At 63.0% G+C, this 13,727-nt stretch carries 10 protein-coding genes and 2 tRNA genes; 5 read left to right on the top strand and 7 right to left on the bottom strand.

Features of this window, described 5'->3' with window-relative positions; genetic code table 11:
* Positions 1-69: 69 nt before the first annotated feature.
* The 5 genes from PAQ31011_RS12350 to pncB form a co-directional block, all read right to left on the bottom strand.
* Positions 70-1,533, bottom strand: a complete 1,464-nt coding sequence (locus PAQ31011_RS12350) for a DNA recombination protein RmuC (RefSeq protein ID WP_150576113.1) — start codon at positions 1,531-1,533, stop codon at positions 70-72.
* A 58-nt stretch (positions 1,534-1,591) separates the two neighbouring features.
* Entirely contained in the window at positions 1,592-2,584 is a 993-nt protein-coding gene (locus tag PAQ31011_RS12345) for a 2-hydroxyacid dehydrogenase (protein WP_174990117.1), read from the bottom strand.
* Positions 2,585-2,643: 59 nt separating this feature from the next.
* Entirely contained in the window at positions 2,644-4,062 is a 1,419-nt protein-coding gene (locus tag PAQ31011_RS12340; RefSeq protein WP_150576111.1) for a sodium:proton antiporter, read from the bottom strand.
* A 252-nt stretch (positions 4,063-4,314) separates the two neighbouring features.
* A complete protein-coding gene (locus PAQ31011_RS12335) occupies positions 4,315-4,977 on the bottom strand; it encodes a LutC/YkgG family protein (RefSeq protein ID WP_150576110.1) in 663 nt (220 codons plus the stop codon).
* 169 nt (positions 4,978-5,146) lie between these two features.
* Complete coding sequence (pncB, locus tag PAQ31011_RS12330) at positions 5,147-6,340, bottom strand: nicotinate phosphoribosyltransferase (RefSeq protein WP_150576109.1); 1,194 nt, start codon at positions 6,338-6,340, stop codon at positions 5,147-5,149.
* 342 nt (positions 6,341-6,682) lie between these two features.
* Here pncB and fdxA point away from each other — a divergent pair, with 342 nt between their 5' ends.
* The 3 genes from fdxA (at position 6,683) to PAQ31011_RS12315 (ending at position 7,348) form a co-directional block, all read left to right on the top strand.
* A complete protein-coding gene (gene fdxA / locus PAQ31011_RS12325) occupies positions 6,683-7,006 on the top strand; it encodes a ferredoxin FdxA (protein ID WP_150576108.1) in 324 nt (107 codons plus the stop codon).
* A gap of 104 nt (positions 7,007-7,110) precedes the next feature.
* Positions 7,111-7,186, top strand: a tRNA-Asn gene (locus PAQ31011_RS12320).
* A gap of 86 nt (positions 7,187-7,272) precedes the next feature.
* Positions 7,273-7,348 (top strand) — tRNA-Asn (locus PAQ31011_RS12315).
* A gap of 164 nt (positions 7,349-7,512) precedes the next feature.
* Here PAQ31011_RS12315 and oxlT read toward each other — a convergent pair.
* Both oxlT and PAQ31011_RS12305 read right to left on the bottom strand, forming a co-directional pair.
* Positions 7,513-8,838 (bottom strand): oxalate/formate MFS antiporter, encoded by a 1,326-nt coding sequence (gene oxlT, locus PAQ31011_RS12310; protein WP_150576107.1) that lies wholly within the window; start codon positions 8,836-8,838, stop codon positions 7,513-7,515.
* Positions 8,839-9,842: 1,004 nt separating this feature from the next.
* The gene (locus PAQ31011_RS12305; protein WP_174990095.1) at positions 9,843-10,649 is read right to left on the bottom strand and encodes a FadR/GntR family transcriptional regulator; all 807 of its coding nucleotides are present in this window, start codon (positions 10,647-10,649) and stop codon (positions 9,843-9,845) included.
* A gap of 348 nt (positions 10,650-10,997) precedes the next feature.
* Here PAQ31011_RS12305 and PAQ31011_RS12300 point away from each other — a divergent pair, with 348 nt between their 5' ends.
* Together PAQ31011_RS12300 and glcE are read left to right on the top strand one after the other, a co-directional pair.
* Positions 10,998-12,545 (top strand): FAD-linked oxidase C-terminal domain-containing protein, encoded by a 1,548-nt coding sequence (locus tag PAQ31011_RS12300; protein WP_150576105.1) that lies wholly within the window; start codon positions 10,998-11,000, stop codon positions 12,543-12,545.
* Positions 12,545-13,714 carry a glycolate oxidase subunit GlcE gene (gene glcE, locus PAQ31011_RS12295; RefSeq protein ID WP_150576104.1) on the top strand — a complete coding sequence of 390 codons (1,170 nt, stop codon included), beginning with the start codon at positions 12,545-12,547 and terminating at the stop codon, positions 13,712-13,714. The genes PAQ31011_RS12300 and glcE overlap by 1 nt, the downstream gene beginning before the upstream one ends.
* The last annotated feature ends 13 nt before the right edge of the window (positions 13,715-13,727 follow it).

Raw genomic sequence — 13,727 nt, 5'->3', positions numbered from 1 at the left:
GTCCTGAATAAAAAAGCGCCCTGAGAATTCAGGGCGCTTTGCATTTGGCGAGACCGTCGAGCAGACCGATCAGTCTTCTTCGTCCGGTTCCATCTCGACGCCCAGCAGCTCGACAGCCTGCTCGCCGGGCAGTGCTTCGACGGCCTTGAGCTGACGCGCCATCGCCCGGGTACGGACTTCCGCCTTGTCGATGGAACGCGTCACGGTTTCCAACTGCGACTTGGTTCTGGCGAGCACATCGCCGAACTTGGTGAACTCAGTCTTCACCGCACCCAGCACCTGCCAGACTTCGCTGGAACGTCGTTCGATAGCCAACGTGCGGAAACCCATCTGAAGACTGTTGAGCAACGCCGTCAGGGTCGTCGGTCCTGCCACCGTCACGCGATATTCGCGTTGCAGCAGATCAGAGAGTCCCGGACGTCGCAGCACTTCGGCATACAGCCCTTCCGTCGGCAGGAACAGCAGGGCGAAATCGGTCGTATGCGGCGGTGCCAGATACTTGTCTGCAATCGTCTTCGCTTCCAGACGAATACGCGTTTCCAGCGCCTTCGACGCCTCTTCGACCGCGACCGGATCGGCGCGCTCCTGCGCATCGAGCAGACGCTCGTAGTCCTCGCGCGGGAACTTGGCATCGATCGGCAGCCAGACCGGCTTGTTGCTGTCGCCACTCTGCCCCGGCAAGGCGATCGCAAATTCCACACGTTCGGTACTGCCCGGACGTGTCGCCACGTTCTTCGCGTACTGCTCGGGCGTGAGCAACTGTTCGAGCAGCGCCTGCAACTGCACTTCGCCCCAGATGCCGCGCGTCTTCACGTTGGTCAGCACGCGCTTGAGATCGCCCACGCCTGCAGCGAGCGTCTGCATTTCACCAAGCCCGCGATGCACCTGTTCCAGACGATCCGACACCAGCTTGAACGACTCGCCGAGACGCTGTTCGAGGGTGGCATGCAGCTTCTCGTCGACCGTGCGACGCATTTCTTCGAGCTTTGCCGCATTGTTGACTTCGATGTCCTTGAGCTTCTGCTCAAGCGTGGCACGCACTTCGGCCAGACGTCGCTCGTTGCCTTCGGACAGTTGCGTGAGTTGCTGATGTTGCGCTTCGCCGAAGCGACGCAGCGTCGACGTCTGCTCTTCGCGCATCTGCTGGCCATTGAGCACCAGACTCTGACGAATCGCTTCCAACTGTGCGGCGTTGGACTCGGTGAGCTTCGCAAGCTGCTGCGCGAAGCCGTCGATTTGATTGTTCTGCACCGTGGCGACGCTCGTCATCTGCGCTGCGAGCGTTTGCTGGAACTGTGCCATTTGTGCGCTCTGCTCACCACGACCCGCGCGTGCCGTTTCGGCGAACTCCTGACGCAGCCCGCGTTCGCTGCGGTCCGCCGCGTGCAGCAGATCGTCACGCACGTTGGTGAGCGAGTCGTTGAGCGTCGCGCGCAACGACGCATCGCCGCCGCGCTGCCAGACCTTCACCGCAATCGCGATCATCACCAACAAATTCAGCGCCGCCAGCGCTACCAACACCATCTCGACCATCGCGTTGCGACTCCCGTTGACTCTTTCTCTAACTCGCCCACTTCACCGCCGACGTGGCTTACGACTTACGCGCCGCCGGATTGAGCAGGCAAGGCGGCTTGCCTGCTGCCGCCCCGAAGCCCAGCGCCGCAATCAGATTGTCGGCTGCCAGACTTGCCATACCCCGGCGTGTCGCGGCCGACGCGCTTGCGATGTGCGGCGTCAGCACGACATTCGACACCTTCAGCAAATCGGGATGCACCTTCGGCTCACCTTCGAACACGTCGAGACCCGCCGCGGCGATCTGCTTCTTCGCCAGCGCCGCCGCGAGCGCAGCATCGTCGACGATGCCGCCACGTGCCAGATTCACGAGCGTGGCCGTCGGCTTCATCAGTGCCAACTCTGCGGCACCGATGGTGTGATGCGTCGCGCTCGAATACGGCAAGACGAGAATGACGTGATCGGCCGTGCGCAGCAGCGTGTCCTTGTCGACATAGCTCGCCTTGCATGCGGCTTCCGTCGCGGCATCGAGACGCGAGCGATTGTGATACACCACCCGCATGTTGAAGCCCATGGCACGACGCGCAATCGCCTGACCGATGCGCCCCATGCCGACGATACCCAGCGTGCTGCCATGCACGTCGGCGCCCAGGAACATGTCGTAAGCCCACTTGTCCCAGTGCCCCTCACGTAACCAGCGCTCGGACTCTGTCACGCGACGCGCCGTCGCCATCAGCAACGCCCAACCGAAATCGGCGGTCGTCTCGTTGAGCACATCGGGGGTGTTCGTCGCCATGACGCCTGCGGCCGTCATCGCTTCGATATCGAAGTTGTTGTAGCCCACGGCCATGTTGGCCACCACACGCAGATTCGGCGCACTGGCAAGGACCGACGCATCAATGCGTTCGCTCGCCGTGGTGATCGCACCGGCCTTGTCGGCCAGACGCGCACGCAGCTCATCGCTCGAAAACACCGTGTCGGCATCGTTACGCTCGACGTCGAAGTACTGCGCCAGACGCTCGATCACGTCCGGGAAAATGGCTCGGGCTACCAGGATCTTCGGTTTCACCAGTTGTCTCGCAAAGGTTGGCCGCGTGGCTGCTTAGGCCATATTGCGGTGTAAATCGCGGCTCAGAAGAATATCAGGGTCATCACAACGAACAGCGGCAGCAGAATCGCGCCCGACCACAGCATATAGCCAAAGAAGCTCGGCATGCGAATGCCGCGTTGCTCTGCAATGGCCTTCACCATGAAGTTCGGGGCGTTACCGATATAGGTATTCGCGCCCATGAACACGGCACCTGCCGAGATCGCCGCCAGCGTCGCCGCACCGGTCGTCATCAGCGACGCCGCGTCGCCGCCCGCCGTATTGAAGAACACCAGATACGTCGGCGCATTATCCAGGAACGACGACAACAGCCCCGTCGCCCAGAAGTACATGACGTTATCGGGCGCACCGCCCGGCCCCGTCACGAGACGAATCACCCAGCCCAGCGCACCGGCTTCGCCCGCACGCAGAATCGCCACCACAGGAATGATCGTCAGGAAGATGCCCGCGAACAGCTTGGCAACCTCTTTCATCGGCTCCCAGTTGAAGCCGTTGCCTTCGCGCGCCGTGCGCGGTGTGATCGCCAGGGAGATCAGCGTCACCACCACCAGGCCAACGTCACGTGCCAGGTTCTGCAAGGCGACCGGCGTGCCGAACACATCGAACGAGACACCCGGCTTCCAGATACCGCTCATCAGCACCAGACCGACGGCGGCGGCGAGCAGAATGAAGTTACGTTTGCCTTCGAGTCGCAGTGGTGCGGCGTGCGGCGTCGGATCCAGCTCGTCGATCTGACGTTCGTTCTTCTGACGGAAGTGATAAGCGTCGATGATGAAGAACAGCACCAGCAATACGGCACAGATAAACAGCGTTTCCGGCCAGATATGCGCGGTCGTCCAGAAGAAATCGACCCCTTGCAGGAAACCGAGGAACAGCGGCGGATCGCCCAAAGGAGTCAGCGAACCACCGGCGTTGGCCACGAGGAAGATGAAGAAGACGACGACGTGCACATTGTGTTTGCGGTTGTCGTTCGCGCGAATCAGCGGACGAATCAGCAGCATGGCCGCGCCGGTCGTCCCCATGATGCTCGCCAGCACCGTGCCCAGCGCCAGCAGCCCGGTGTTGAGCCACGGCCCGCCGCGCAGGTTGCCGTGCACACAGATGCCACCCGCCGTCGTGAACAACGCCGTGAGCAGCACGACGAACGGAATGTACTCCGCGACGACCGCGTGAACGGCCCCGTACCACGCCGCCCCGGCACCGAAGACCAGCGCGAACGGCAGCAGGAAGGCTGCGCCCCAGAATGCCGCGATCTTGCCGAAGTGGTGGTGCCAGAACGCGGGCGCCAACAGCGGTCCGAGCGCGATCGACAGCAGCAGTCCGGCAAACGGCAGCCCCCACCAGGCGACGAGTTGTGCGCCGTCCGGTCCGGCAGCAAAAGCCGCAGGGCTTGCCAATGCCAGCCCCGCCGCCGTGAGTGCTCCCCAAATCCCCTTATGCATTGTTTCTGGTTCCTAGTGATTGATGGTCGACTGCGTACGAGTCGCCGTCAGCGCCGGAGTGCCCCTAATGGCACGACCTTGGGATAAATCCCAAAACAATGATGTGTGTTCTCCGAAAGGACCGATGCCTTCGGCATTCGGTCGCTTTGCGCAAGTCTTGCGCCCCGCTGTCGTGAATCCACGCGGGCGGGTGAGAAAGTCGAAGTCGATACGTCGCGCGCCGGATCGATCGTCTGCGCGACGCGGCGCTACTTAAGCGCCGTCGACAATGATGAGGTGGACGCGGTAGGGGCCATGCGCCCCCAGCACCAGCGTCTGTTCGATATCGGCGGTCCGCGACGGGCCCGCAATGAAATTGGTCGCGCGCGAGAGTTGCCCTCGCTCGCTGCGCATCAACGCAAAGCCGTCTTCGTGCCCCGCGACGACGCGCGACGCAGGCACCACGGCGATGTGCGTCTCGGGCAGCAGCGTGGCCGACGCAAATGTCTCCGGTCCCGACATCATCATCAGCGCGCCGGTCTCGGCAATCGCGCAGAAGCAGCCGGTGATGCCGACGAGATCGTCGCCGTGCGGCTTACGGAATTCCACTTCGCAACCCGCGCTTGCCCAATCGAGCGAGCGTAGCGTCGGCCAAGCCACCGCGCGGGTGGTCAGGCCGTTCGCCTGCAAATACGTGCTGGCTGCGGCCGGCACGTCGCTCATGGCGGGAACACGGTTGATCGTCGTCGACAGGGCTTCGGCCTTGGCGATGAACGTCGCCATGATGTCGCCGGACATCGCCGGACGCGGTCCCTGCGGGTGACGCGCCAGATAGTCCTCGGCCGCCGCCTGCTCGTTCGCTCGGGCGGCATCGGGACGATGCTGGGCGTTGCGAATGCGGGCGAAGATGCGATTGCGAGCGTCGGAGGTATCCATGGGCTGTCCTGTGAAGCCGACGCGCCGGTCTGCGGCCGGCGTCGTCACTGTGTCGTCTCTCGAAGCCACCGGGCCTGAGTCCGGCGGGCGATGCGCAATTATAGCGGCTGGGTCTGCCGACGCGACGGGCGTTCGCGCACTATCGGAATCGTCTGTACCCGCCTTCGGATCACTTCGCCTTTTCCGGCAACGGTGCGATCTCGAACACCTGACGCAGATACGCCAGGTAAGCGTCGTCCTCGCACATATTCTTGCCCGGCGAATCCGACAGCTTGGCCACCGGCTGACCGTTGCAACGCACCATCTTGATGACGATTTGCAGCGGCTGATAGCCGAGGTCGTTGGTCAGGTTCGTCCCAACGCCGAAGGCCAGTTTGCAGCGGTCGCGGAAGCGCTCGAAAAGCTGCAACACCTTCGGAATATCCAGACCGTCCGAGAAGATCATGGTCTTGGTATGCGAGTCGACGCGATTCTGCGCGTAGTGCTCCAGCAAACGCTCGCCCCACGCGAACGGATCGCCCGAATCGTGGCGTGCGCCGTCGAAAAGCTTGCAGAAGTACATGTCGAAGTCGCGCAGGAAGGCGGACATGCCGTAGACATCGGAGAGCGCGATCCCGAGGTCGCCGCGATACTCCTTCGCCCACGTCTCGAAGCCGAAAATCTGCGAATCGCGCAGACGCGGCCCCAGCGCCTGACACGCCTGAAGATACTCGTGCGCCATCGTGCCCAGCGGCGTGAGCCCAAGCTTCGACGCGTAGTACACGTTGCTCGTACCCGCGAACTGCTCGCCGAGTTCGTCGCGAAGTGTGTGTATCACTTCCTCGTGCCACTCTTTCGAGAAACGGCGACGCGTCCCGTAATCGGCGATTTTGCAATCACGGTAATCGGCCGGCTCGGCCAGCATGCAAATCTTGTCCTTGAGACGCTGACGCCCTTCCTCATACGCGGGCGCGCGCTGCGTATTGCGGAAATACACCTCGTTGACGATGGCGAGCACCGGAATCTCGAAGAGAATCGTGTGCAGCCAGGGCCCGCGAATTTCGATGTCGATCTCGCCGTTCCCCTTCGGCGACGGCGTGACCGTGATGTACTTCTCGTTCAGATGGAACAGGTCGAGGAAGTCGATGAAGTCGCTCTTGATGAAGCGCATAGCGCCGAGATAGCGCAGCTCCGATTCTGTGAAGCGAAGCCCGCACAGCAGGCGAATCTCGTCACGGATCTCATCGACGTACGGCGTAAGGTCGACACCTTCGGTGCGGCACTTGAAGCGGTATTCGACCTGAGCCGCAGGAAAGTGATGCAGAACGACCTGCATCATCGTGAACTTGTAGAGATCGGTATCGAGCAGCGACGTGATGATCATGACGACAGGCTCCGCGTGGAGCACTCATGAGAAAGCATCGAACGCTGCCGAACGTTCACGCGTACTTTCATACGCTCGGAATGCTTGTTGACGGGCAGCGCACAGGAACAGCTGGCATCGTACCGCAAAGCGGTGTCACGTATCACATCATCCCCAATGCACTAAGGGATCACAGCGGGGATCATGCTGCGCCTTGCGGTGGGGCGTGCGGAAGCTCGCGAGTCGCACCCGAGGCCCAACGGCAACACCCGTTCGGCTCTCGCACCAGCAATGGCGGGCTGCGTTACAATACGCGCTTTAACGGCCGATCGAAGCCGTTTTGCGCCCTACTCTGGAGTTGGCATGACGCACGTTGTCACCGAAAGCTGCATCAAATGTAAATTCACCGACTGTGTGGACGTTTGCCCCGTGGACTGCTTCCGCGAAGGCCCGAACTTCCTGTCCATCGATCCGGACGAGTGCATTGATTGCGCGGTCTGCGTGGCCGAGTGCCCGGTGAATGCCATTTATGCCGAAGAGGACGTGCCGGGCGACCAGCAGGAATTCATCAAGCTCAACGCCGACCTCTCGCCGGGCTGGCCGAGCATCACCAAGACGAAGCCGTCGCTCGCCGATGCGGACGACTGGAAAGACGTCAAGGAAAAGCTCCATCTGCTCGAGCGCTGAGCCGCGAGCACGACTGGCGGAATTCGCATGACGGACGCATAAAAAATGCGTCCGGAGTGTTGACAGTGTGTAAAAACCGCCACTATAATCGCTTTCTCTTTTGATCCCCGATAGCTCAGTTGGTAGAGCGCCGGACTGTTAATCCGTAGGTCCCTGGTTCGAGCCCAGGTCGGGGAGCCAAGAATACCGAAGCGATGGCCTCGCTCCCGCGAGGCCTTTGTTTTAGTCGGCACATCGTTACAGCGGTGTGCGACTGCCCAGTTTGATCCTCGATAGCTCAGTCGGTAGAGCGCCGGACTGTTAATCCGTAGGTCCCTGGTTCGAGCCCAGGTCGAGGAGCCAAAACACAGAAAAGCCCGTCATTGACGGGCTTTTTTTTTCTACGTCCGAATCGATCGACATCGACAAAAGACCAGCGCTCAAATGAAAAACGGGGCACCGTTTCCGGCACCCCGTTTCCCTGTCATCAATACCGCTGAGAACCGATACAGCAGCCTGCTGCGACCTTACTCGCTGGCAGGTGCACCCATCGCCACCGACGGGCTCGTCGACGTCTTTGCGACGTTGCTGTTTTCGGATTCGATCCAGCGACGGCGCATCGGGGCGAGCACGAACTTCGCACCCACTGCCGCCACGATACTGATGCTTGCCGCCGCAATGAACACACGATCCCAGTGACCGCCGACCGCCAGCACCGACGCCAGCGGCACCAGCAACGCGGCCGTGCCCTTGGCGGTGTACAGCGTACCTGCGTTCGACGCGGCGTTCTTGCTGCCGAACGTGTCCGCACACAGCGCCGGGAAGATCGAGAAGATTTCGCCCCAGCACAGGAAGGTCATCGCCGCGAAGAACACGAACATGTACGGGTTCTGACCGAAGTGCATCAGACCGAGCATCGCCACGCCTTCACCGAGGAAGATGACGAACATGGCGTTCTCACGACCGATCTTGTCCGAGACGAAGCCGCACAGCGGACGCGTAAAGCCGTTGCACAGATTGTCGATGGACAGCGTCATCGTCAGCAGCGGCAGCGTTGCGCCGAACAGCGTCATCGGCATCGAAGCAATGCCATAGTCCTTCGCGATCGGGCCGATCTGCGCCGTAGCCATCAGACCACCGGCCGCCACTGCAACGAAGCAGATGTAGATCACCCAGAACACCGGCGTGCGAATCATCTGGCCCGACGTGTAATCCTGCTTCGTCGCCAGATTGCGGCGCGACACCGTCACACCCTTCGGGGCACGCGGCTTCACCAGCAGCAGTGCGAGGATGAAGATCGCCACGCCTTGCACGATGCCGAAGTTGAAGAACGCAGCTTCATAACCCGACGCTTTGATCATGTTCGCAATCGGAATCACGGTGATGGCAGCGCCCGCACCGAAACCCGCCGCCGTCAGACCGGCCGCCAGACCGCGCTTGTCCGGGAACCACTTCAGCGCATTACCCACGCACGTGCCGTACACGCAACCTGCACCGATACCGGCAATGACAGCCGCCGTATAGAGCACGGTCAGCGATTCGGCGTAGGAATACATGATCCACGACAGCCCGACGCAAACCGCGCCGCCGGCCACCACGGGACGCGGCCCGAAGCGATCCACCAGCCAGCCCTCGATCGGGACCAGCCACGTTTCCACCACGATGAAGATCGAGAACGCCACCTGAATCGCCGCGATGCCCCAGTTGTGCTTCGCTTGCATCGGCTCGACGAACAACGTCCACGAATACTGCAAATTGGCCACAAGGCCCATACAGATGATGCCGATCACCAGTTGTGACCAGCGCCCTCCCAGAAAAGAGGTCTTCTCCTCCGGTTGCGCAGCTGCTTGCATGACTTGCCTCCTGTTCCTGTCAGACGATTGACGACGGCCCGCGTTTTCGTTGTGCGGTGCCCGCCGTCATCGCGTGCTGTCGCGCGCCCCGACCGAGATCGGGGATGTCGCGCAGACGGCACGCCTCCTGGCGTTGCGTGCGGCTCATGCTTGGCCGCTTGATCGCGGAGCACTGCCTGGCGGCAGGCTCGCAGGGCTAAAGCCCCGGCTGACTGACTCTCGGAAGTGCCAAAGGACCCTTCCGGTCCCCTCTTCGGCGCGGCGACGCAGACTTTTCAGGGTCCGCGCCGGCAAGTTGCCGGCTGCCGAAGGGTGACTGGTGAACAAATTCGAGTGCGGATCGGCCTGCGCTGTCGGCGTATCGCGATGGACCGCTCGGATCGCATCGCAGACCTGATCCCATCACTCAGGCGGGCGCGCCTCGCGGACGCGTGATCGCCAGATCGCCTGCCCACAACGGGCGGCAGGGAGATGAGGAACACCCCAGGGCACGCATGTCTCGCGTGGCCACTGACGGCGGATACGACAGGGCAGCCGGTGCGGACTCAACGTCGCACGAAAACTGCCCAAAAGGAAATGTGTACTTACCCACTGATGTCTCCGATGAATCCCGTGCCGCGCCGTCCCCTACCCGGAAATCTCACAGGTCCTGCCGGGGCCGGTTCGACACTTTGAATCTGATATACAAGATTCAATATATCGAATTAAGTATTTTTTATGGTTCCAAAATTAGTCGATGGCCGAACCACTGTCAACCCGAAAGCGCCCGCATATCGGTGTCGGGTGCGTGGGTAAGGCGACGCGCGGCAGCATCTGACGTAAGCGCTCGATAACTCGGAAACTGAGGTAAACCGCGCCATTACGGGGCGTGCCACGCCTGAGCGTCGGCGCAACTGCCCCTGGGCGACGGACGTCACGCAGCGGGAAGGTCAGGGAAAACGATGAGGTTTTGGCGGGTGGGGTTTGCCCTCGGGCGAGGGCCCCGCCGACGCGATAAATCGGGGTCAGACCGGCTCGACGTCGCCCGAGTTGTTGCGGATGAAGGTGAGGTGCTCGCGCAGCGAACGTTGCGCGCTACCGGCATCGTGCGACGCCACGGCATTGAAGATGCGTCGATGCTGATCGATCAGCTCCGCCAGATCGGCACCGTGTCCGACGATCGCGCGGTAATTGTCGACGACCGAACCACGCAGCAATTCGAAGATCGCGTGCATCAGATGCACCAGTACGAGGTTGTGCGTCGCCTCGGCCAGCGCCAGATGGAAATGGGCATCCAGTTCAGGCACGCGGGTGAGCAACGACTGGCCGCGCGCGTCGCCCTCCCCGTCCAGACCATCGCGACCGGTGGCATAGGCCGCTTCCAGCGCTTCGAGGGCCTGTGCGAGTCGGGCGATGTCTTCCGGCGTCGCGCGCTCGGCCGCCAGTTCCACAGCCTTGGCTTCGAGCACTTCGCGCATCTCCAGCACATCGTCGACGGTCTTGCTGTGTCGCGACATCAATTGCGAGAGCGGCTCGGCGAGCAGCGGCTGGCTGGCGTTGGCGACGAGATAGCCGCCGCCGGCCCGGCCGACGATCAGCCCGCGTGACTCCAGCCGCAACAGCGCTTCGCGCAACGACGGGCGCGACACCCCCATCTGCTGCGCCAGATCCCGCTCGGACGGCAGCGCCGAGCCCGGTGCGAGCCGACCTTCGACGACCATCGTCTCCAGTTGCTCGTAGACCATGTCGGACAGGCGCAGACGCGGCGGCGGCGTGACCGGCGCAAAGCTCGCGACGGTCCCTGAGGGTTCACTGGCAGATAAGGAAGACATAGGCAAGGACGACTCGTTTGACGACATGTCGGCTTCGGCTCTCGACAGAAAAATCACAGACGCCACGATACAGGATGCGGCTTCGCTCAGGGCTCCCCTGCGGCCCGTCATCCCAGCGCGCTAGAGGATCGACGTTAAATCTAGGGTTAACCCGCTAGTCGGAATCAGATCATTCCCTTTACGATGACGTCATCCGACAACTGGTCGACCAGTCTACCAGTAGACCAAGGTCCGTCAATGTCATTACACGTCAACGATCGTCCGAGAGCAAGCCAGATGGCATCGAATGCGTCGCCCCTTCCTTCTCCCGTGTCAGCGCCGCCCATGCCCATGACACCTGTATCGCCGATGTCAGCGAGCCCCGCAGTGACGGCCGCCGCCTTCGATACCGCTCGCGCGAACGAGCCGGTCTTCGACACGCTGAACGACGCCACGCGCGTCGCCCGGCTGGCCGCCTTGCGGGCCGCCTTGCGGGCCGCTGTGCCCGACGCCCAATGGCTCACCGACCGCGAACAGATCACGCCGTACGAATGCGACGGCCTGGCCGCCTATCGCAAGCTGCCGCTGGCCGTCGTATTGCCTGCCGACGAAGATCAGGTCTGCCGCATTCTGCGTGCGTGCCACGCGAACAACGTTCCCGTCGTGCCACGCGGCGCGGGCACCGGCCTGTCCGGCGGTGCCATGCCGATCACCGACGGCATCGTGCTGTCGCTCGCGAAGTTCAAGCGCATTCTGGAAGTCGACGCTTACGCCCGCACCGCCACCGTGCAGCCGGGCGTACGCAACCTTGCCGTCTCGGAAGCCGCTGCGCCCTACGGGCTGTACTACGCGCCGGATCCGTCCTCGCAAATCGCGTGCACCATCGGCGGCAACGTCTCCGAGAACTCCGGCGGTGTGCACTGCCTGAAGTACGGCCTCACCGTGCACAACGTCCTGCGCGTGCGGGCTGTGACGATGGACGGCGAGATCGTCGAATTCGGCTCCCACGCACTCGATTCCCCTGGCCTCGACCTGCTGTCGGTGTTCATCGGTAGTGAGGGGATGTTCTGCGTCGTGACGGAAATCACGGTCAAGCTCGTGCCGAAGCCGCAAGTTCAGCAAGTCATCATGGCGAGTTTCGACGACGTCGAAGCGGGCGGCAACGCGGTCGCCGCGATCATCGCCGCAGGCATCATCCCGGCCGGTCTCGAGATGATGGACAAGCCAGCGACGCAGGCCGTCGAAGAGTTCGTGCACGCCGGTTACGATCTGAACGCCGCCGCCATCCTGTTGTGCGAATCCGACGGTACACCGGAGGAAGTCGCCGAAGAAATCGCCCGCGTCTCGGCCGTCCTGCGCGCTTCGGGCGCGACGCGCATCCAGGTCTCGGCCTCGGAGGCTGAACGTCTGCGCTTCTGGTCAGGGCGCAAAAACGCCTTCCCCGCTGCCGGTCGCATCTCGCCCGACTACTACTGTATGGACGGCACCATTCCGCGTCGCACGATCGGCACGTTGCTCAAGCGTATCGAGGCGATGGAGGTGCAATACGGGCTGCGTTGCATCAACGTCTTCCACGCGGGCGACGGCAACATGCATCCGCTGATCCTGTTCAACGGCAACGATCTGGACGAATGGCACCGCGCCGAAGCCTTCGGCAGCGACATTCTCGAGGCGTGCGTCGAACTGGGCGGGACGGTGACCGGCGAGCATGGCGTCGGCATCGAGAAGATCAACTCGATGTGCGTGCAGTTTTCCGAAGCCGAGCGCGACGCCTTCTTCGCCGTGAAGCGCGCCTTCGATCCCGCTGGCCTGCTCAACGCCGACAAAGGCATTCCCACCCGCGCGCGCTGCGCCGAGTACGGCAAGATGCATGTGCGCGGCGGCCTGCTCCCCCATCCCGATCTGCCGAGGTTCTGATGTCGCAAGTCCTTCAGACGGCGTCGGCGGTGCCGCTCACGCCACCGCCGCCATCGTCATCCCCCGACAGCGAAGCGAGCCGCGCCGCACAGGTGCTCGCCGCGATCCGCGAGCGCGTGCTCGCTGCGACTGCCAGCGGTGTGCCGCTCGACATTCAAGGCGGCGGCACGAAGCGCTGGTACGGTGAGACGCCCGCGGGCGAACCGCTCGACGTGCGCGCCTATCGCGGCATCGTCTCGTACGATCCGGCCGAACTCGTGATTACCGCGCGTGCTGGCACCCCGCTCGTGGAGATCGAAGCCGCGCTCGCCGAGCGTGGCCAGATGCTGCCGTTCGAGCCGCCCCACTTCGGACCCGGTGCGACGCTGGGCGGCTGCATCGCTGCCGGGCTCGCCGGGCCGCGTCGCCCGCACGTCGGCGCACCGCGCGACTTCGTGCTCGGCGCAGTCGTCATGAACGGACACGGGCAGGTGCTGCATTTCGGCGGGCAGGTGATGAAGAACGTGGCAGGCTACGACGTCTCGCGTGTGCTCGCCGGTGCACTCGGCACACTGGGCATCCTGCTCGAACTCTCGATCAAGGTGCTGCCCTGCCCGGTGGCGGAGGCGACGTTGCGCTTCGATCTGATGCAGGCGCAGGCCATCGACCAGCTCAACCGCTGGGGCGGTCAGCCGCTGCCGCTCATGGGCTCGGCGTGGCACGACGGTGTGTTGAGCGTGCGCCTCGGCGGTGCCGCTGCCGCCATCGACGCCGCCCGCGTCACGATGGGTGGCCGTCACGTCGACGCCCTCGAAGCGCATGCTTTCTGGGCGTCACTGCGCGAGCAAACGCACCCGTTTTTCGCCACCGCGCCGGTACAGGGAGAGGGGCAGCCGCTATGGCGTCTGTCGGTGCCGCCGACTACGCCACCGCTCGTTGAGAGCGACGGCCATCTCGTCGAATGGGGCGGTGCGCAGCGATGGTGGATCACGCCGCGCTCGGCGAGTGAAATTCGCGCAATCGCCGCAGCGGTCGGCGGGCATGCTACGCTGTTTCGCCACGGCAGCAAGTCGGCTGGCGCAGAGCACGTATTTACGCCTCAGAGCGCCGCACTGCAAGCTATCGGCGAGCGTCTGCAACAAGCATTCGATCCGAGCCGCATCTTCAACCGTCATCGGTTGTACCGGTAAATCGCTAAATACA

This window comes from Pandoraea aquatica (genome assembly GCF_902459565.1).
Lineage (GTDB): Bacteria > Pseudomonadota > Gammaproteobacteria > Burkholderiales > Burkholderiaceae > Pandoraea > Pandoraea aquatica.
Note: the sequence above shows the minus strand (reverse complement) of the source record. Positions and strands in the feature narration are given on the sequence as shown.

Coding starts and splice junctions, on each gene's coding strand:
- PAQ31011_RS12350 (WP_150576113.1), bottom strand. CDS start 1,533: ATGGTCGAGATGGTGTTGGTAGCGCTGGCGGCGCTGAATTTGTTGGTG.
- PAQ31011_RS12340 (WP_150576111.1), bottom strand. CDS start 4,062: ATGCATAAGGGGATTTGGGGAGCACTCACGGCGGCGGGGCTGGCATTG.
- PAQ31011_RS12335 (WP_150576110.1), bottom strand. CDS start 4,977: ATGGATACCTCCGACGCTCGCAATCGCATCTTCGCCCGCATTCGCAAC.
- pncB (WP_150576109.1), bottom strand. CDS start 6,340: ATGATCATCACGTCGCTGCTCGATACCGATCTCTACAAGTTCACGATG.
- fdxA (WP_150576108.1), top strand. CDS start 6,683: ATGACGCACGTTGTCACCGAAAGCTGCATCAAATGTAAATTCACCGAC.
- oxlT (WP_150576107.1), bottom strand. CDS start 8,838: ATGCAAGCAGCTGCGCAACCGGAGGAGAAGACCTCTTTTCTGGGAGGG.
- PAQ31011_RS12305 (WP_174990095.1), bottom strand. CDS start 10,649: ATGTCTTCCTTATCTGCCAGTGAACCCTCAGGGACCGTCGCGAGCTTT.
- PAQ31011_RS12300 (WP_150576105.1), top strand. CDS start 10,998: ATGTCAGCGAGCCCCGCAGTGACGGCCGCCGCCTTCGATACCGCTCGC.
- glcE (WP_150576104.1), top strand. CDS start 12,545: ATGTCGCAAGTCCTTCAGACGGCGTCGGCGGTGCCGCTCACGCCACCG.